Annotated in this window: 16 protein-coding genes; 13 read left to right on the top strand and 3 right to left on the bottom strand. The window is 31.6% G+C overall.

Annotated elements, in window-relative coordinates; translation table 11 throughout:
- Window positions 1-139: 139 nt before the first annotated feature.
- The 3 genes from BC962_RS11530 to BC962_RS11520 are packed head-to-tail and all read left to right on the top strand — an operon-like array spanning window position 140 to window position 3,128.
- Window positions 140-1,120, top strand: coding sequence for a polysaccharide deacetylase family protein (locus BC962_RS11530; RefSeq protein ID WP_121346383.1), 981 nt, complete (start codon window positions 140-142; stop codon window positions 1,118-1,120).
- Window positions 1,121-1,146: 26 nt separating this feature from the next.
- Window positions 1,147-1,992 (top strand): glycosyltransferase family 2 protein, encoded by an 846-nt coding sequence (locus BC962_RS11525; RefSeq protein ID WP_121346182.1) that lies wholly within the window; start codon window positions 1,147-1,149, stop codon window positions 1,990-1,992.
- Window positions 1,989-3,128: a glycosyltransferase gene (locus BC962_RS11520; RefSeq protein ID WP_121346181.1), complete on the top strand. Its 1,140-nt coding sequence runs from the start codon at window positions 1,989-1,991 to the stop codon at window positions 3,126-3,128. The genes BC962_RS11525 and BC962_RS11520 overlap by 4 nt, the downstream gene beginning before the upstream one ends.
- A gap of 23 nt (window positions 3,129-3,151) precedes the next feature.
- Here BC962_RS11520 and BC962_RS11515 read toward each other — a convergent pair whose 3' ends face one another.
- Entirely contained in the window at window positions 3,152-4,102 is a 951-nt protein-coding gene (locus tag BC962_RS11515; RefSeq protein WP_121346180.1) for a glycosyltransferase family 2 protein, read from the bottom strand.
- Window positions 4,102-4,764 carry a PglD-related sugar-binding protein gene (locus BC962_RS11510; RefSeq protein WP_121346179.1) on the bottom strand — a complete coding sequence of 221 codons (663 nt, stop codon included), beginning with the start codon at window positions 4,762-4,764 and terminating at the stop codon, window positions 4,102-4,104. The genes BC962_RS11515 and BC962_RS11510 overlap by 1 nt, the downstream gene beginning before the upstream one ends.
- Window positions 4,765-5,019: 255 nt before the next feature.
- Here BC962_RS11510 and BC962_RS11505 point away from each other — a divergent pair, with 255 nt between their 5' ends.
- From BC962_RS11505 to BC962_RS11465, 9 genes are all read left to right on the top strand, one after another.
- Window positions 5,020-5,994, top strand: coding sequence for a hypothetical protein (locus BC962_RS11505; protein ID WP_147405652.1), 975 nt, complete (start codon window positions 5,020-5,022; stop codon window positions 5,992-5,994).
- A gap of 439 nt (window positions 5,995-6,433) precedes the next feature.
- Window positions 6,434-7,531, top strand: a complete 1,098-nt coding sequence (locus tag BC962_RS11500) for a hypothetical protein (protein WP_121346177.1) — start codon at window positions 6,434-6,436, stop codon at window positions 7,529-7,531.
- A gap of 154 nt (window positions 7,532-7,685) precedes the next feature.
- Complete coding sequence (locus tag BC962_RS11495; protein WP_121346176.1) at window positions 7,686-8,843, top strand: glycosyltransferase family 4 protein; 1,158 nt, start codon at window positions 7,686-7,688, stop codon at window positions 8,841-8,843.
- Between the two features lie 118 nt (window positions 8,844-8,961).
- On the top strand, window positions 8,962-9,567 hold the full coding sequence (locus BC962_RS11490) for a sugar transferase (RefSeq protein WP_121346382.1): 606 nt from the start codon (window positions 8,962-8,964) through the stop codon (window positions 9,565-9,567).
- Between the two features lie 2 nt (window positions 9,568-9,569).
- The gene (locus BC962_RS11485; RefSeq protein WP_121346175.1) at window positions 9,570-10,169 is read left to right on the top strand and encodes an acetyltransferase; all 600 of its coding nucleotides are present in this window, start codon (window positions 9,570-9,572) and stop codon (window positions 10,167-10,169) included.
- A gap of 5 nt (window positions 10,170-10,174) precedes the next feature.
- Complete coding sequence (locus tag BC962_RS11480) at window positions 10,175-11,332, top strand: DegT/DnrJ/EryC1/StrS family aminotransferase (RefSeq protein ID WP_121346174.1); 1,158 nt, start codon at window positions 10,175-10,177, stop codon at window positions 11,330-11,332.
- Window positions 11,333-11,349: 17 nt separating this feature from the next.
- On the top strand, window positions 11,350-13,356 hold the full coding sequence (locus BC962_RS11475) for a polysaccharide biosynthesis protein (RefSeq protein ID WP_121346173.1): 2,007 nt from the start codon (window positions 11,350-11,352) through the stop codon (window positions 13,354-13,356).
- A gap of 50 nt (window positions 13,357-13,406) precedes the next feature.
- Complete coding sequence (locus tag BC962_RS11470) at window positions 13,407-14,165, top strand: polysaccharide biosynthesis/export family protein (RefSeq protein WP_121346172.1); 759 nt, start codon at window positions 13,407-13,409, stop codon at window positions 14,163-14,165.
- A gap of 6 nt (window positions 14,166-14,171) precedes the next feature.
- Window positions 14,172-16,568: a GumC family protein gene (locus tag BC962_RS11465; RefSeq protein ID WP_121346171.1), complete on the top strand. Its 2,397-nt coding sequence runs from the start codon at window positions 14,172-14,174 to the stop codon at window positions 16,566-16,568.
- 4 nt (window positions 16,569-16,572) lie between these two features.
- Here the strand turns inward: BC962_RS11465 and BC962_RS11460 are convergent, their stop codons facing one another.
- The gene (locus tag BC962_RS11460) at window positions 16,573-17,316 is read right to left on the bottom strand and encodes a tyrosine-protein phosphatase (RefSeq protein WP_121346170.1); all 744 of its coding nucleotides are present in this window, start codon (window positions 17,314-17,316) and stop codon (window positions 16,573-16,575) included.
- Between the two features lie 84 nt (window positions 17,317-17,400).
- On the opposite strand from BC962_RS11460, the gene BC962_RS11455 reads away from it, so the two are divergent.
- Window positions 17,401-18,738: a capsule assembly Wzi family protein gene (locus BC962_RS11455; RefSeq protein WP_121346169.1), complete on the top strand. Its 1,338-nt coding sequence runs from the start codon at window positions 17,401-17,403 to the stop codon at window positions 18,736-18,738.
- Window positions 18,739-18,795 lie beyond the last annotated feature (57 nt).

Genomic DNA, 18,795 nt, shown 5'->3' with positions numbered 1-18,795 from the left:
GCGATGTTGTAGTGAATTGATACAGTAACGCTGAGATGAATTAATATTGTAGTATTTTTAATAATAGACAAATAACAGAAAATAGAAAAATATTCTTATAACCCTTTGGGGTATGGAAATTGGAATTAACTATCGACAAATGAATAAATCAACGAACGGATTTTTAGTAATATCTTTAGATTTTGAGCTTCTTTGGGGAGTTTTTGATAAGGTAGATCATAAAGAGAAGGTTAATTACTTTAAAAATACACGAAAAGTGATTCCTGAAATTTTAGGCTTGTTTTCGGAATATGATATTCATTGTACTTGGGCTACCGTGGGAATGTTGTTCAATGAAAATTGGGAAGAATGGAGAATGAATATTCCTGAAATTTCACCAAATTATAAAAACACCGCTCTTTCTGCATACAATTATGGCAAAGCATTAAATTCGCCGGAGACAGAATTTCTTTGTTTCGCGAAGGATCTAATTCAGCAAATCCTAAACACGCCCTTTCAGGAAATTGGAACCCATACCTATTCTCATTTTTATTGCCTGGAAGATGGTCAGACATTAGCTTCCTTCAAAGGAGATTTAGAAAATTCAATTAAACTCGCCAAACAAATGGGAATAGAACTTAAATCCTTAGTATTTCCACGAAATCAATTCAATGAGGATTATTTAAAAGTTTGTTATGAGTTAGGTATTGAAAATGTGCGCTCCAATCCTACTGATTGGTATTGGAAAGACACTCAAAATGATTCCTTAAAAAACAAGATCTTCAGGACCGGGGATGCATATTTAGGTCTCAATAATAAATCCTACAAGTTAACTGATTTGAATATTGAAAGGGGAAAACCATTGTCTCAAAAGGCAGGCAGGTTATTGCGTTCTTATTCTGCAAATAAATTTCTCAACAATTTAAAATTAGAAAGGGTCAAGTCAGAAATGACCTCTGCTGCAAAAAATAATGAAATTTACCATTTATGGTGGCATCCTCATAATTTTGGAGACGATCCAAAAAATAACCTAAAGGATTTGCATATACTTTTGGAGCATTACAAACAATGCACTCAAGATTTTGGTTTTCAATCCACAAATATGGAAGAATTAAATTTAATAGTAAGAAACATATCCTGAATTTATAGTATAAATATCTACTTAGATTGAAAGAACCAATTACCTTTATTATTCCCAGTTTCAATAGAGAGCAGTTAATATCTAGAGCAATAGATAGTGTGTTAAAGCAAACTAATAGTAATTGGGAACTTTTAATAATTGATGATGGTTCTAACGATGGAACCAAAGATCTTATTAATTCTTATTTAACAGATAGTAGAATAACATATGTCTACCAGGAAAACAAAGGTGTTTCAGTTGCCAGAAATATTGGAATAAATTTGGCTTCTAATAATTATATTATTTTCTTAGATTCTGATGATGAGTTATACCCATTCTTGTTAGAAGAGCTTCATAAAATAGATTTAAGAAATTATGACTTAATATTCTGGGAACTTAAAAAATGTATCGATAATAAATATTCACTATGGAAGCCGAAAAATTTAGGTCCTATGTATAATGATATGGTAGGTACATTTTTAGCTGGAAGTGTTTGCTATAAAAAGGAGGTTTTAATATCTGCTGGTAGTTTTGATTCTAAAATAACTTTCGGTGAAAATTATGAATTGGGAATTCGTATAAGCGCCATTCAGAACTTAAATTTAAATTACATTGCCTTACCTTTGGCTCAACAAAATTTAAATACCAATAATAGAGAAAGTAATTCACTAGAAAACAGATTGAATTCTATTCTATATCAGTATAAAAAACATGAAATCAACTACAGAAGTAATTTAAAGGCTAAATCAGAAATAAATTATTTGATAGGATTTTTGCTTGAAGAATCAAATATGAAATCAGAAGCATTAGATAGGTATAAATTATCATGGTTTAGTAATCTTTTCCATATAAAGGCTTTATTGAAAATTTTATACTTAAAACACCTTAAATGAAAGTAATATTTTTAATAGATTCTTTGGAAGGTTATGGGGCAGAAAAAAGCATTGTTCAAATTGCACTGCATATGGAGCAGGTTACTCCGGTATTTATACATCTTTATAAAGGTGATAAACTTAAATCAAGTCTTGAATTAAGGGGGATTCAGGTTTATTCACTCGAACTTGTTTCAGAATTCAGATTCAAAGAGGCTATAAATTCAATTATACCAATTATAAATAAAGAGAAGCCCGAAATTATTCATTCCACCCTGTTTAGGGCTGATCTGGTCGCGCGAAAATTAAAACAGTCCTTTCCGCACATCATTTTAGTCGGAAGCTTTGTTAGTAACTCTTATGGAGTAAATAGATACAAACAATTGCCCTTTATTTCAAGAATTAAACTCTTTTCAACTCAATTGAGGGACAGGATGACTGCCAGTAAGGTCGATTTTTTTGTTTGCAATTCCAAAGCGATCAAAAAATCTAATATAAGAGCATTAGGGATTTCCGGGAATAAAGTTAAGGTGATTTACAGGGGAAGACGTTTTGAGGATTATTTGCCATCTACAAAGGCTTTTAATTTGCTTAAAAAGGAATTTAATCTGGAAGAGCACCAAGTTTTCTTAAATGTTAGCAGGCTCCATAAAGGAAAAGGGCAATTAGATCTTTTGAATGCTTTTAAGGTTCTAAATGCTCAAAACCCAAATACAGTATTGTTTATTGCAGGAGAAGGATCTTTTCGGATGGAATTGGAAGATTTAATTAATAGCCTAAGCTTGGAAAATAATGTTTTCCTTCTTGGTTATAGAGAAGACATTCCTGAGCTTTTGGCTATTTCTGACTATTTTGTTTTCACCTCTTATTTTGAAGGATTGCCGGGTGCCCTCATAGAAGCTATTATTTCTAAAACTCCCTCAATTGTATCAGATATTCCTGAAAACAGAGAATGTTTTTTAGAGAATGGAGCACTTTTTTATAAGTCCGGTAATATTTTGGAGCTATCAAAAAAAATGGAAGAGGCCTTAATTATAAATAACTGGCAGGAAAAGGTAAATGCGTCTTATAAGTATGCAGAAGAAAATTTTGATATCGCTAAGGTAAGTTTGCAATATGAAAATTTTTATAAAGAAATTATTTCTGGATCAAAATGACCAATAGAAAAGCTCTATTGTTTTTAGAGGCTTCTTAATCGTGATAAATATTTAATTACATTAATTGGTTTCACATTTTTTAGCTCCAATAAAATCATGGATTTATATGTTGATCGAAGCTTCGATCTATAAAAATCAGCAATAAACCCTTCATCAATTCTGTTGTAGTAATCCATTAATTTCTGATAAGTCACTACTTTTGATAGATACTTCTTTTCTTTATTTCTGTGAGACCAAATTCCTCCCAAATGTTTTCTATATAAGGATGGTTCAATACTATCTAAAAATTTGCCATCTCCATGATTTCCAAGTAAACTAATTATAAAGGTATCTACATTAATTACATTAATCATTTCTTCCGGTATTTGCTGGAACACATTGCTAAAACATATTGTGAGTAGAAGAGGATGGTATTTATTAGTTTTTAGATCATAAGAGTTGATATTAAAAGTCGGTTGATTATTTTCTTCAGCGCTTAGAGCTGATAAGCTATTTTCATCAATAGTTTTAAAGGAATGGTAACTAAATGAGTATTCTGTATGAATAGCTAAAAAATCAACTTGTTTTTGAAGTTTAAATTTATCTGTCCAAGCATCATCCCCCTCGCAAAAGGCAATATAATCTCCAGTGGCTGAAAATAAATTATAAAAAGCATTAAAATTTCCTGTTGGATTATCTAAAACTGGTATTTTATTTTCTGAGTCATGTAAAAATAATCTGATTTTATCTGGATACCTATTCGCATATTCAATACAGATATCACGGGTATTGTCAGTTGAATCATCTTCGCCGATTAATATTTCGAATTCGAAATCTGTACGCTGGAAGAGAATTGAATCTAAACATCGCCTGAGATATTTTTCATGATTAAAAGTTTGGACAATTACGCTAAGCAATACTTTATTAGGAATTCTACTTTTATAATGATAGACATTAGATTTTTGAAACTCTGTCTTAAACTGATTAAAATTCATTATTTCAAGAATCTATTTCCAAGTTCGGAAGAAGTCAGTTTTCTTTTGGTAGTACCTTTATTAGAATATACTTCATTTGGTTTAGTATCCCGCTCAATAGCGCAATTCATTCCAATTATTGTATTATCTCCAATATTGATATTCTGTTTAATAGAGGCATTTAACCCTATATAACAATTTTCACCTATAATTACATTTCCTCCTGTCTTACTTCCGCTCAATAAGCTATGTTCTTTAATTTGGGTGTGATGCCCTAAACTTGAAGTGAAAAGTATACAATTGTTGGAAATTTTAATAAAGGGTTGGAGTACGCAGCCTTCGTCAACAAAAACATTATTTCCTGTAATTAAATTATCCCAAAATTTACTTTTGGACGAAATATAACTTGCTAAATAGTATCCTCTTGAAATAGAATGCTCAAAGATCTTTTTTCTTATCTCATTGTTCCCGACAGCAATAAAAAGGTCATATAAATTTGGAGGGTAACTATCAGCTAGAGATTCATATTTTAATAATGGTTTATTATTGAAAAGTTTGGTCTCTAAGTACTTTTCTTCAATACAAAAGGCAATTACTTCATAGTCGCTATCATTTTGAAAAACATAATCTACATATTCTGCAAATTTCCCTATCCCATAAATAATTAATTTTTTCTTCTTCATAACTAAATCACAATCAATTTTTCAAATATATGTCTTTTACTCTTAAAGAGGCAGTAGGCCTACCTAAAGAAAGATTGGAATTAACATTTTAATCTCCAATAGTTCCTACAATTTTTAGCAGCATTCCTCCAAATAATCTATCAATTTGATCTGATTTATAGCTTCTTATCGGTTAAATTATATGATCATCGATTAATAATATTTTATATGTTTTTATATAGTAATTTAATGTAATAAACTTAAAAACAGATGATTATGAAGAAGATATTACTATTTCCACTATTTGGTTTGTTTTTTATTTCCTGCTCTGTGGATCCTATTGAAGAAGATTTTCAGCAGAACCAAATACAAGAATTTAATGCAGAGTCTAATCCTAACGATGTTGGCTGTGCGGGACCAGATAATTTAATGATTATTTCTTATTCCCAAGCTGCTGCTATTAAAAGCTGGGATGAAGTAAGAAAATTGTATCTAAGCCTTTTAGGGGATGGAATTTACAGAGGTGGTAAATTTGATCCAACTATCTGGGATATCATTAATAAGTTCAACGATGAGGAAGATGGAGGTTTAGGAGATTACACAACCTGGTATGCTATTGATAATGATCAATGTCAAGATACTGTTATGTTAACTCTAAGAGTTGTACCCGATCAATCTACTCCTATCTGTCAAATTGATGCGGGACCAGACAACACTATAAGTCTTACATATTCTCAAGCCGCTGGAATAGAAAGCTGGGACGAGGTAAGAAAATTATATCTGAGTCTTTTACAGGTTGGAGTTCCTAGAAATGGTGTTTTTGATCCTGCAATATGGGATCTTATAAATAGATTTCAGAATGATCCTCTAGGAAGTTTTTCTACTACATACACTATTGGAGAAGGAGATTGTAAGGATTCTGTTATTCTAACCGTGGTGGTAATTCCAGATGAGCAAGAAGAGCCAGAATGTGAATTATCGGCTGGAGCAGACAATTTCGTATCGTTGTCAGTATCTAGCGCTGCTGCTATTGAAAGTTGGGATGAGGTTAGAAAGCTTTATTTAAGTTTGTTAGAACCAGGGATCTCAAGAAACGGAACTTTTAGTCCATCTATTTGGGAATTAATTAGGATGTTTAACGATCCGAATAGATTGAGAATGGAGGGGGATTATATTACAACGTATACAATTGTTGAAGGAGAATGCTCAGATTCTGTAGAATTAAAAGTTGTCGTCATTTCTAATCCTTAGAAATATGTAAAAGGGCTAATAGCAAGAAAGGGGATGATCTATTTTTAGATTTTCCCCTTTCTCAATTAGAAATATTCAATCAAAATATTATGCCTTCACCAATTGAAATTCTTTTATTCTATGTAAAATTTCCACACTTTTTTGGGATTGTTTAATCATTTCCCATTAATCTTATAAAAGAGCTTTTGAAGCCATATCTCCTAAAACACTGATAAATAGTTAGTATCCCAATATTTAAAGGTTCAGCTTAAAATTTCTTCTAAGCGGTCTTATAATTGTAATATGCTATGCTTCAAGAATATTAGGAAGTATGGAAGTAAGCACAGTTTTCTTTATAAATATAATTCAAACGAGTTTATTGCTGTTGATTTTGATATTTATAAATCAGCATATTTTCTCAAAGTTGCAACTGAGACATTCTTTTTTTAATATAAAACTAATGAATGTGCTTTCGTTGTATCACCTAGGTTTTGGTGGTGTATACTATATTTATGCACTTTTCAATAGATCAGATTCTGTTAGGTATTATAATGTTCCACAAAATATTAATAAAACATGGTTAGATTTCTTGGGAACGGAAACAACATTTATCGATTTTATTTCCTATCCTTTTATTAACTATTTAGGTTTTAGTTATGAAATGATGATGCTGCTTTTCACTTGGGTAGGATTTATGGGATTTGTTAATGCTTATTTGTTTTTTAAAGAAAACATTCCCTTAGATGTAAAAGTGTTTAAAAAAGTTGATTTACTTACTCTCATTCTATTTCTTCCGAATATGCATTTCTGGACTGCTTCTTTAGGAAAGGGTGCTCTGATATTTTTGGGCTTAATGCTTTTTGGATATGCTATCTCAAGACCAAAAGAGCGTATATTAACACTAATTATAGGATCTCTTTTAGTTTTCTACATTAGACCTCATATTTTCTTGATTCTGGCAATTGGATCTCTTTTAGGTTTTTTAACGGGGGTTGGGAAATTTACCTGGAAACATAAAGGTATCGTAATTGGGGTATGTATTGTGAGTTTGGTTTTACTTCAAAACTCAATACTTTCAGTAGTGAATTTGGAAAATTCTAATCATCTCATTTCAGATTTCTTAAAATTCACATCACATAGAGCAGAATCTCTTAGTAATTCTGGTTCAGGTTTAAATATGGCAGAATATTCACTACCAGAAAAAATATTTAGTTTTTGGTTTAGACCACTGTTTTTTGATGCTCCAGGAATATTAGGGGTGATAATTTCAGTAGAAAATTTGATATACATCCTTCTTTTTATTAAAATTTTTAAATGGAATTTTATAAAATTCATTAAGCTAGCTCCTGTTAATGTAAAAATGAGCCTAGCATTATTTTTAATCACATCATTTGCTATGACTTTTGTGATGTCTAATCTTGGCATCATAATAAGGCAAAAATCTATGATAATGTATTTTATCTTTTTCGTTATATATTATTATTTAGCTCATGAAAAGCAGTTAAAGTCAGGTGAAATTCTAAATATTAAACCCAATCCATTATTGAATGTTGCTTAAGAATATTCCTAGAATTTTAGCTTGATCTAAATTATGCTTTAATGATTAAAGTTTAAATGGTGTATTAAATGTTAATGCCCAATAAGTTTTTTATTAAGTTAATATATATTTGCAAAGTTCGCTGATAATTTTTTATAATTAATTCTAACTTCATTTGCCTAAACTCGTACGCATCACCACCATTCCGCTTTCTTTAGAAAAACTTTTAGAAGGTCAACTATCATTCATGAATTCACATTATGAAGTAACAGCTATAGCTGCTGAGAAAGAGCGTTTGGAAAAATATGGGAGAGATAATGCGGTGAAGACATTCTGGGTTAATATGACTCGAAAAATCACCCCTACAGATGATTTAAAAGCTGTTTTTAAATTATATAAATATTTCAAAAAGGAAAAGCCTTTAATTGTTCATACGCATACACCAAAAGCAGGGATTGTAGGAATGTTTGCGGCTAAACTGGCAGGAGTACCTATAAGATTGCATACCGTTGCTGGATTGCCCTTGTTAGAAACTACCGGAAATAGGAGAAAAGTGTTAAATTTTGTAGAAAAGCTCACTTATTTTTTTGCTACGAAGATCTATCCAAATTCTTTTGAATTAAAAAATATCATTCTCGATCAGGGTTTTACCTCAGACAAAAAACTTAAAATTTTGGGAAAGGGAAGCTCAAACGGTATTGATACCAAATATTTCGATCCAAGCTTATATTCTGAGGCTAAAAATGAGAATCTTAAAAAAGAACTTAAAATAAAAGATAAGGATCTAGTATTTATTTTTATTGGTAGGATCGTTTCTGAAAAAGGAATTAATGAATTAATTACAGCTTTCACGAAATTGTATGAAGTTAATTCAAAATTGAAGTTGTTGTTGGTTGGTCCTTTTGAAAGTGATCTAGATCCAATCGAAGATTCTAACTTGGAAATAATAAATTCTCACCAAGGTATTATTACTGTTGGTTATCAAGAAGATGTTCGGCCCTATTTAGCCATTTCGGATGTTCTCACATTTCCTAGTTATAGAGAAGGCTTCCCTAACGTTGTTATGCAGGCAGGAGCAATGAATTTACCATCTATAGTTACAGACATAAACGGTTGTAACGAAATCATCACGAATAATTTGAATGGTCTTATAATTCCAGTTAAGGATAGTGTGAGTTTGTATAATGCAATGAATAAATTGCAAAATGATCGTTTCTTTTTAGAGGAGATGAAAAGTAATACAAGATCTCATATAACTACAAATTATGAACGAGAACAATTTTGGAATTTACTATTAGCTGAATATAAAGAGTTGGAAGAACAGTATAGTTAGTGCGAAGATAAATATAATAGTTCCTGAAAAGAATTTTGTACTTTTGCCCGAATTTATCACTGAAATTTTGAAATAAGTACAGGCAGATAATTCTATAATTTAAAGAAAACATTTGAAGATTTACAAATCATTTTTTAAACCATTTTCAGATCTTATTATTTCATTCGGAGCGCTCCTAGTATTAAGTCCGTTACTAATAATAGCTACGATCCTGTTATTTTGGTCGAATAAAGGAAATCCGTTCTTTGTACAGAAGAGACCTGGTAAAAATGGTGAAATTTTTAAGATCGTTAAGTTTAAAACTATGACCGATGAGAAGGACTCTAATGGAATATTACTTCCGGATTCTCAGAGATTGACAGGAGTTGGAAAATTTATTAGAAAGACATCTTTAGACGAACTGCCACAATTATGGAACGTTTTAAAGGGAGAGATGAGTATTATTGGCCCAAGACCTCTATTACCACAATATTTACCCATATACACAGCATCTCAATATAAGAGACATAATTTAAGACCTGGAATTACAGGTTGGGCTCAAGTAAATGGTAGAAATGCAATTAGTTGGACTCAAAAATTTGAGTATGATGTGTGGTACGTTCAAAACGTATCTTTTTTAGTAGATATGAAAATCCTCTTTAAAACGGTACGAAAAGTTTTGGTTTCAGAAGGAATTAATGCAGAGAACATGGCTACAACAGAACCTTTTAATGGAAATAATTAATTATGAATATTTACGGAGCCAGTGGACATGGAAAAGTAATTATTGATATCGCAGAGTCAATTAATATTCCTATTGAACAAATTTTTGATGATAACAAAAATGTTTCCTTGCTTAATGGAACTCCGGTTATTCATGATCTAGATGAAATCTTTTTAGATTCTGAAACTATTATTGCAATTGGAAATAATAGAATAAGAAAGAAGGTTGCAGATTCCTTTACAGGTAGGATCGCTGATGCAATAATACACAACTCGGCTATAATTTCACCAAGATCAAGTATTAATAAGGGTTCAGTTATAATGCCAAGTGCATGTGTAAATTCTTCTACAGTAATTGGAAAGCATTGTATAATAAATACCGCTTCCACAATAGATCATGACTGTGAGTTAGGTGATTACGTACATATATCTCCAAATGCGGCTATTGCAGGAAATGTTATTATTAAAGAAGGAACTCATATTGGAATTGGAGCTGTAGTAATTCCTGGTATAAAAATTGGTAAATGGGCAACAGTTGGTGCAGGTGCTGTCATTATAAATGATATTCCAGATTATGCCGTAGTGGTAGGAAACCCAGGTAAAGTTATAAAGTATTTAAACTAAAATATATGGAACAGAGCAAAATATGGCTCTCCTCACCTCATATGGGTGGGACTGAACAAAAATTTGTAAACGAAGCTTTTGATGCAAATTGGATAGCTCCCTTGGGCCCAAATGTTACTGGCTTTGAAATAGATATAGAAAACTATTTATCTAACTCAAAACATGAGGAAACTCCGGTACATGTTGCAGCTTTAAGTTCAGGAACTGCAGCTCTTCATTTAGCATTGATCTTATTAGATGTTAAGCCGAATGATGAAGTTATATGTCAGAGTATGACGTTTGCGGCTTCTGCTAACCCAATTATGTATTTAGGCGCGACTCCTGTCTTTGTTGACAGTGAAAAAGACACTTTAAATTTATGTCCTATTCAATTGGAAAAAGCTATTGAAGATAGAATTTCCAAAGGTAAAAAACCAAAAGCTATAATTGCAGTGCATTTATATGGAATGCCTTATAAGGTTGATGATATTCAGCAAGTTGCAGATAAATTTGGCATTCCAATTATAGAAGATAGTGCAGAAGCATTAGGAAGTAGTTATAAAGGACGAAAATGTGGTACTTTTGGGGAAATTGGTGTTTTATCTTTTAATGGAAATAAGATTATTACAACTTCTGGTGGAGGTGCATTAATCGTTAATAAAAAGGCGGTTAAACAAAAAGCTATATTTTTAGCTACTCAAGCAAGAGATGATGCCCCACATTATCAACATACTGAAATTGGTTATAATTATAGATTGAGTAATATTTCGGCTGGTATCGGGAGAGGGCAAATGGAAGTCTTAGATAAGCATGTAAATTTAAGAAGAGAAATGAATCTCTTTTACCAAGATGTTTTTTCAAATATTGAAGGTGTTACTGTGTATTCTGAACCAAATGATGATTATTTTTGTAATAATTGGTTAACCATTATTTCTGTTGATGAAAATATCACAGGAAAAAACAGAGAAGAATTTAGGCTATATATGGAAGCCCTTAATATAGAATGTAGGCCTCTTTGGAAACCGATGCATTTACAGCCAGTATTTAAAAATATGCCGTTTTATGGAAATGGTTTAGCAGAAGAATTATTTGAATCTGGTTTATGTTTACCTTCAGGCTCTAATTTGGCAAATCAAGATAGAGAAAGATTGAGAACTGGAATTAATGAATTTTTTGGAGCATAGAATTAAATAATTTACAAATGGGTGAGCGTTTACTTTCAGCATTAAAATTAAGTTTAGCCTCTAAAAATAGTGCATTGAATTTGAGGAACTTAAAGTATCTCCCAAGATGGGCAGTGTTTCTAATAGATATATTTTTAGTTTCTCTATCCGCTTTACTAACGATCTTAATTATAATAGATCTCACTCCTAACTATTATACTTTATTGGGTTTCCCGTTAAAAGGGGTGATTATTGTTTTAACTAATATCTTCTTTTTCTTTGTTTTTAAAACATACGCTGGTATTATTAGGTATTCATCTAATATTGATGCTCTAAAATTAATATTAGCTACTACATCTTCATTTATAACTTTAGTTGTTCTTAATTATATTACATTTTTTGTAATTGGTCAAAAGATCTACTTGGTAGGCGGATTGCTTATTAATTTATGGATCTCGTTTTCTCTTCTATTTTTATTTAGATTGGGTGTGAAACAGACCTATGAGTTCTATAAAATTGTAATGAGGGGAGATGCAATTAAAAGAGCTGTAATTTTAGGTGCAGATGAGAATGCCATTTCTATTGCGGGAGCATTAAACATTGAACATCCAAGAAGATTTAAAATTGTTGGGTTTTTAACTAAAACTAAGCACAATAATAGTATTAGAATTTTAGACAAACCAGTTGTAAAGTATAAAACAACTATCCACAATCAGCTAAAGCTTTTAAATGCTTCAGCTGTTATACTTACTGAACAAAATTTCACTTCAGAAGAAAAATTTGCAATAGTAGAAGATTGTTTAGAAAATGACATTCAGGTTTATAATGCGCCATTAGTTTCTAATTGGGAAGATGATGATAAGCCTATATCTCAAAAAATAAAAACCTTACAAATTGAAGATCTATTAGATAGAGAACCAATTGTATTGGATAGAGAAAATAAAACGGCACAGCTCACTGGTAAAACAATTTTGGTAACTGGAGGTGCTGGATCCATTGGAAGCGAAATTGTTAGACAGGTTGCTCATTACAAACCGAAAAAGCTAATTATCCTAGATCAGGCAGAAACGCCATTACATAACCTTCAACTAGAAATAGAGGCTAAGTTTCTTGATTTAAAATGCAGATTTATAATTTGTGATGTTGGAAACCAGAAAAGATTGGAGTTAATGTTTCAAAATCACAGTATAGATGTAGTTTATCATGCTGCGGCTTACAAGCATGTCCCTCTAATGGAAGCAAATCCACATGAAGCAATTTCAGTAAATATTCGGGGAACAAAAAATCTTGCAGATCTAGCGGTAAAGTATGATGTGGGACACTTTGTAATGGTTTCTACAGATAAAGCTGTAAATCCAAGTAATGTGATGGGAGCTTCTAAAAGAGCTGCCGAAATTTATGTTCAGGCACTATATCATAATCAATCAAAATTTGACAAAAAAGAAACTAAATTCATTACAACAAGATTTGGGAATGTGTTAGGCTCCAATGGTTCTGTAGTTCCTTTATTTAGAAAGCAAATAGAAAAAGGAGGTCCTGTAACTATTACACATCCAGATATTATTAGATACTTCATGACAATTCCTGAAGCTTGTCAATTAGTGTTAGAAGCTGGGACAATGGGAAAAGGGGGAGAGATATTCGTATTTGATATGGGAGAACCGGTGAAAATCATGGATCTTGCTATTAAGATGATAAAACTGGCTGGATATACCCCTAATAAGAATATTAAAGTTAAAATTACGGGACTCAGACCCGGTGAGAAATTATACGAAGAATTATTAAATGATGAATGTAAAACCTTACCTACACATCATAAAAAAATAATGATTGGAGTAGATAAGATTCAGGATTATGATATTATTAATTTGAAAATTGAAAAAATTATTAAATCTTCGGAAAAATTAAAGAATGATAAAGTGGTTGCGAAATTGAAGGAATTAATACCTGAATTCATTAGTAAAAATTCTTCTTATCAGAGTTTAGATAAAGTTGCTTTTGATATTAGGAAACAAAACATTTCTAAAGAACAAATTAATAAGTAAAATATGATTTAATTTAAATCATATTATATTTGATACCTCAAAAGAAATCCATGAGAAAGAATATTGTTTTATTATTAATTAGTGCGCTTTTTTTTAGTTGCTCAACAAAAAAAGAAATTTTATTTTTTCAAAATCCAGAGAATCTTGAGTCAATGGAGAAAATGAAAAATTTCGAGCCCGTCTTTGGGGTAAATGACATACTTCATATAAAAGTTTCATCAATGAATGAAGTGGTAGCTGCTCCATTTCAAATGAATACCGGTGGTCAATCTCAAGGTGGAGGGGGACAACAAAATCCATCACTTATGGGCTATATGGTAGATGTAGATGGAAATATACAGTTTCCAGTGATAGGGAAAATATCAGTAGAAGGTAAAAGTAGAAGTGAGCTTGAATCTTTTTTAACTGAAGAAATAAGGAATTATGTTACAGATGCTGTAATTGCAGTAAGATTGTTAAATTTTAGAGTTGTTGTTCTGGGAGAAACAGGGCAATCTGTAGTGGAAGTTGAAAATGAACAAATTACGATCCCTGAATTACTGGCCCAAGCTGGAGGAATAACTTATGATGGGAAACGCGATAATATTTTAGTTATTCGTGAAATTGATGGTGAGAAAACATATGGTAGAGTAGATATGACTACTTCAGACGTTTTTAAAAATCCATATTATTTCCTAAAGCAAAATGATATAGTATATGTTGAACCTACATACAGGAAAGTTAAATCTGCTGGCTTTATAACATCATATACTGGATTAATTTCACTGGCAACCACGATTTTTGGAATTGTAGTACTTATTACCAGATAATTATATATGGAAGAATTACAAGATTTTACAGAGGAAAAAGAGTCTAACTTTGATCTAAAGGCTGAAATATATAAATATCTGGCCCATTGGAAATGGCTTGTGCTATTTTTCTTAATCGGAGGGTTACTTGCTTTTCTCTATAATCGTTATACTATACCTCAATTTCGTACGGAAGCATCAATGATGATTCTGAATGATGAAAAAAGTAATATGGCGAGTGCACTACCTTCGGGAGGAGGTTCTATATTGACTTTTGGTGATAACTCTTTAGATAACCAAATAATTACTCTCAAGTCCAAACGATTAGTAGAAAAAGTAGTTGAGGAATTAAATCATAATATCTCCTATTTTATAGAAGGAAATGTAATTACTACCGAGGCTTACAAGAATAGCCCCATTAAAATCAAATTCATTTCTCCAGATAGTTTAGTGCAAAAAGCATCGAAAACATTATTTATTACTCCTACATCAGATACTGAATTCGTTTTAAAGGATGAAGTTTCAGAATATGAGAAAATGCATAATATTGGTGAAATTGTAAATTTGGATGGCTTAAAATTTTCAATTGTACCTGAAAATATAGGTTCTGAATCTATTTTCAAAAAAACTAGGACGGTTCAAATCAATATAAGACCCATAGATCAAACTGCAGGTGAATATATTTCAAGACTTATTATAGCACCGAAAGGAAAGGCGGCTGATATTTTATCATTATCCATTATACATGCTGAGAGTGAAAAATCTCAAGATTTTCTCAATAATTTGATGTTTCAGTTTAATGCGGATGGGGTAGCAGATAAACGGCAAGTTGCTTTAAGCACAACAGAATTTATTCAAGATCGTCTTGGAATAATTACATCTGAATTGGATTCGGTTGAAGGTGGAATGGCAAGTTTCAAAAGAGAGAATAAATTCATGGACGTTTCTTCTGGGGCACAAGAATTTTTGGCCAAATCAAGCCGGGCGGAGCAAGAAGTTTTCGATATTGAGACCCAGTTAATGATCATTACTTCTGTTGAGGATATACTTAAATCTAGAGAAAATTATGAATTACTACCATCTAATATTGGGATTGAAGGTGGAATATCTGGATTTATTTCTACCTATAACGCACTAGTTTTGGAAAGGAATGCTTATTTAAGGAATTCTACACCCCAAAACCCAGTAGTACAAAAAATCACTGCTTCCTTAGATTCACTAAAGGAAAATTTAAGGGACAATATAGACAGTCAGAAGCGATCATTGAATATCCAACTAAGTGAATTAAATCAATTAGATAGGGCTTCTCAAAGTAAATTTAGTGGCTTTCCAGGTATGGAGAAAGGTATGCGTGGGATTGAGAGACAACAACAAATTAAAGAGCAATTATACTTATTTCTTCTTCAACGCCGGGAGGAAGCGGCAATAGCATTCGCTGTTACCGGTCCAGTAGCAAAAGTTATTGATCCAGCCTATACAATACCCTCAGCCGTTGACCCTAAACCTTGGCTTATTTTAGTTGGAGGTTTTTTAATTGGACTTTTATTGCCTTTACTGGTCCTTTTCGGGAAATTTATGTTGGATACTAAAGTACACCATAAAGGTGATTTGGAAACCCTAATAAAAAACATCCCTTTTCTAGGGGAAATCCCGAGAATTAGTGAAGGATTGGAAGAGACTATTCAGTTAAATGATAGGTCTCCCTTAGCTGAGTCATTTAGGATTTTAAGAACAAATCTAGCTTATTTATTAAAACCTAAGTCTAATAACAAAGGTGAAATAATTTATGTTACCTCAACCATTAAGGGAGAAGGTAAAACCTTTATTACATACAATTTAGCTAGAACCTTGGCTTCTACTAAGAAGAAAGTTGTAATTATTGGAGCAGATATCCGTAACCCTAAATTACATAGATATTTGGATTTGCCAATGGATAGTAAAGGCCTTTCGGATTATTTGTATAATTATGACCTTACATCTTTTGATATTATTAATAAATCTTTAAATGAAGATTTAAAGGTAGACTTTGTGTTATCTGGTTCAATTCCACCAAATCCGGCAGAACTTTTCATGAGCGATCGAATGAAAAATTTATTAGACGAATTATCTTCTAATTATGATTTTGTTATTGTTGATACTGCTCCAACTATGATTGTAACCGATACTTTATTAATAAGCCCATTAGCAGATACAACTTTATATGTAACGCGAGCAGGGTATACGGAAAAGAAATTGCTAGAATTCCCAAAGGAACTTAAGCAACAAGGTAAATTAAAAGGATTGGCAATTATTTTAAATGATGTGGATTACTCTAAATTTTCATATGGTGCCAAATATGGTTATTCTTATGGATATGGATATGGATATGGTGTAGATGAGGAGAGTAAATGGAGTAGGGTAAAGAAAAAAGTTTTAAAAAAGTAATTACCTAAAATTGATCCTTAGTTCTGGAAATCACTTCTTTTAAGTATTTAAGTGGTTTTCGCTCTAATTTAATAGTAGATTGCTTCTCTATATGTTGAATTCTATGGGCGTCACTACCTATAAAATCAATCATTCCATTCTCTAAGAGCTTGGAGGCAATTTTTTGCATATTCCCTCCGTAATGAGAGGTCAAGGATAAAATATTCAATTGGAATAAACATCCTCTATTCTTTAATTCTTGATATTTATTTAGATCTTTCGCGTGATAAAATGCGTATCTCTCTGGGTGAGCAAGCACTGGTTTATAGCCTTTGGTTTGAAGTTTAAATAAAATCTCGTTTAGATTTATAGGAGCCTGAAAATAAGACATTTCAACAAGAACCATATTATCTTTTAAAGCAAGAAGTTGTTCAGATTTCATAAGATCTAAAAAATTTTGGTCCATCATGTATTCTGCAGCAAATCTGATCTCTGTATTTTTTAAATTTTCATTCTTTTTAATTTCAACTTTTAGAAGATTTAAAGCCGTATTAATGGATTGTGGAGTATTAGGGTAATAATCATTCATTATATGTGGAGTAGCTATAAATTTGCTGATCCCTAAATCTTTAAACTTCTCCAATAATTTTACTGAATCTTCAACATTTTGAGCACCATCATCGATTCCCGGCAGGATATGATTATGGATATCTGTAATTCCCTGTAAATGGTCTATTAAATATTCTTTTTTTCTAAAAATGGAAATCATAAAATTCAATTATATCGTATAAAATTACATATTTTTATCTCTAAAATTGGATGCTGAGCATCTTTACCCTTATTTATTTTCTATATGAAGTTCTCTTTAACCTTCCTACTTATTTTAATAGGTTCTTTCTTACTCAATGCTCAACAAATAAAATATGAAGGTACAGGCTCTTTAGCGGGTGTTGTTTATTCTCAAGATGAATCTCCATTTTGGATTCACTCTAATCAAAGAGGAAGAATAGATGAAGCTAGTAATATATCTGCCTATTTTAGTGGTAAGGCTACCTATCAATTTTCACGACATGCTAGACTAGAGGTGGGATTAGGAGGACTCTTTCATGATGGCTATTCAGAAAAATTACAATTGGATGAATCTTATATAATGCTTGAGAATTATTGGTTAAAAGCTTATTTAGGAAGAAAGCAAAAAGATCTCTTATATGATGGTTTAAGTGCGAGTAATCAAAATATCCTTTGGTCTTTAAATGCAAGACCATTAGCTGGAGCTAGTTTGTCCTTAAAAAAACCAGTAACTATTAGTAAAAAAGCAGGCATAAGTTTAGATGTTACTTGGGAGGAATTTATAACAGATGATGAACGTTATGTTGAGGATACAAGAATTCATCATAAAAGTTTTCATTTAATTTTTAATAAAATAAATAATTTTGGAGTAAAAGTTGGGCTTCAACATTTTGTTCAATGGGGTGGAAATTCTCCGGTTTTTGGAAAACTGCCGGGTAGCTTTGGAGATTATTTAGATGTTTTTACAGGAAGGGAAGGCGAGGATACAGTTGGTGGTCAGGAGGCAAATGCCTTAGGGAATCACCTTGGGAGTTATGAGGTTTATCTAACTACTTCAATCAATGATTATAATATTGAAATTCTTTATAATCATTTGTTTGAAGATGGATCTGGGAGAGTTTTAAGAAACACTCCAGATGGCAGATACGGTCTTTTTGTTAAAAGCCCTTACTCAGATAATATTATCAATTCTGTGATGTATGAGTTTTATTATACTAGGGATCAAAGTGATGATGATATAACTACAGATGGAAATGATAATTACTTTAATAACAATTTATATAGGTCTGGGTGGACCTACGAAAGTAGGATTTTGGGAGTGCCTTTTATAACATTAGATGATGATAGATTCAGGATTAATAATAATAAGATAATTGTTCACCATATTGGAATATCGGGAGTAGTAGGAGATTTGCCTTATAAACTTCTATCAAGTTATAGAAGGAACTATGGAGCAAAAGGAGCACGAAATTTTAAGAAAAGCACTATATTATCTAGTTATCTTGATCTTAAAGTTTGGAGAGATTCTTTTGATGTAAATCTTCAATTAGGAGCAGATATCAACTCCAAAGCCTCTCCAAATTTTGGTGCAGGGGTTCAAATAAGTAAAAAATTCTTTTAATGTGATTCAAACTTTAGAATTCTATAGCTAGCTGGAGCTATAAGTATTAACTCACAA

It is taken from the genome of Gillisia mitskevichiae, from assembly GCF_003634585.1.
GTDB lineage: Bacteria > Bacteroidota > Bacteroidia > Flavobacteriales > Flavobacteriaceae > Gillisia > Gillisia mitskevichiae.
Note: the sequence above shows the minus strand (reverse complement) of the source record. Positions and strands in the feature narration are given on the sequence as shown.

Excerpts from the sequence above, each read along its gene's own strand:
- BC962_RS11530 (WP_121346383.1), top strand. The coding sequence starts at position 140 with ATGAATAAATCAACGAACGGATTTTTAGTAATATCTTTAGATTTTGAG.
- BC962_RS11520 (WP_121346181.1), top strand. The coding sequence starts at position 1,989 with ATGAAAGTAATATTTTTAATAGATTCTTTGGAAGGTTATGGGGCAGAA.
- BC962_RS11515 (WP_121346180.1), bottom strand. The coding sequence starts at position 4,102 with ATGAATTTTAATCAGTTTAAGACAGAGTTTCAAAAATCTAATGTCTAT.
- BC962_RS11510 (WP_121346179.1), bottom strand. The coding sequence starts at position 4,764 with ATGAAGAAGAAAAAATTAATTATTTATGGGATAGGGAAATTTGCAGAA.
- BC962_RS11505 (WP_147405652.1), top strand. The coding sequence starts at position 5,020 with ATGAAGAAGATATTACTATTTCCACTATTTGGTTTGTTTTTTATTTCC.
- BC962_RS11500 (WP_121346177.1), top strand. The coding sequence starts at position 6,434 with ATGAATGTGCTTTCGTTGTATCACCTAGGTTTTGGTGGTGTATACTAT.
- BC962_RS11485 (WP_121346175.1), top strand. The coding sequence starts at position 9,570 with ATGAATATTTACGGAGCCAGTGGACATGGAAAAGTAATTATTGATATC.
- BC962_RS11480 (WP_121346174.1), top strand. The coding sequence starts at position 10,175 with ATGGAACAGAGCAAAATATGGCTCTCCTCACCTCATATGGGTGGGACT.
- BC962_RS11475 (WP_121346173.1), top strand. The coding sequence starts at position 11,350 with ATGGGTGAGCGTTTACTTTCAGCATTAAAATTAAGTTTAGCCTCTAAA.
- BC962_RS11470 (WP_121346172.1), top strand. The coding sequence starts at position 13,407 with ATGAGAAAGAATATTGTTTTATTATTAATTAGTGCGCTTTTTTTTAGT.
- BC962_RS11465 (WP_121346171.1), top strand. The coding sequence starts at position 14,172 with ATGGAAGAATTACAAGATTTTACAGAGGAAAAAGAGTCTAACTTTGAT.
- BC962_RS11460 (WP_121346170.1), bottom strand. The coding sequence starts at position 17,316 with ATGATTTCCATTTTTAGAAAAAAAGAATATTTAATAGACCATTTACAG.
- BC962_RS11455 (WP_121346169.1), top strand. The coding sequence starts at position 17,401 with ATGAAGTTCTCTTTAACCTTCCTACTTATTTTAATAGGTTCTTTCTTA.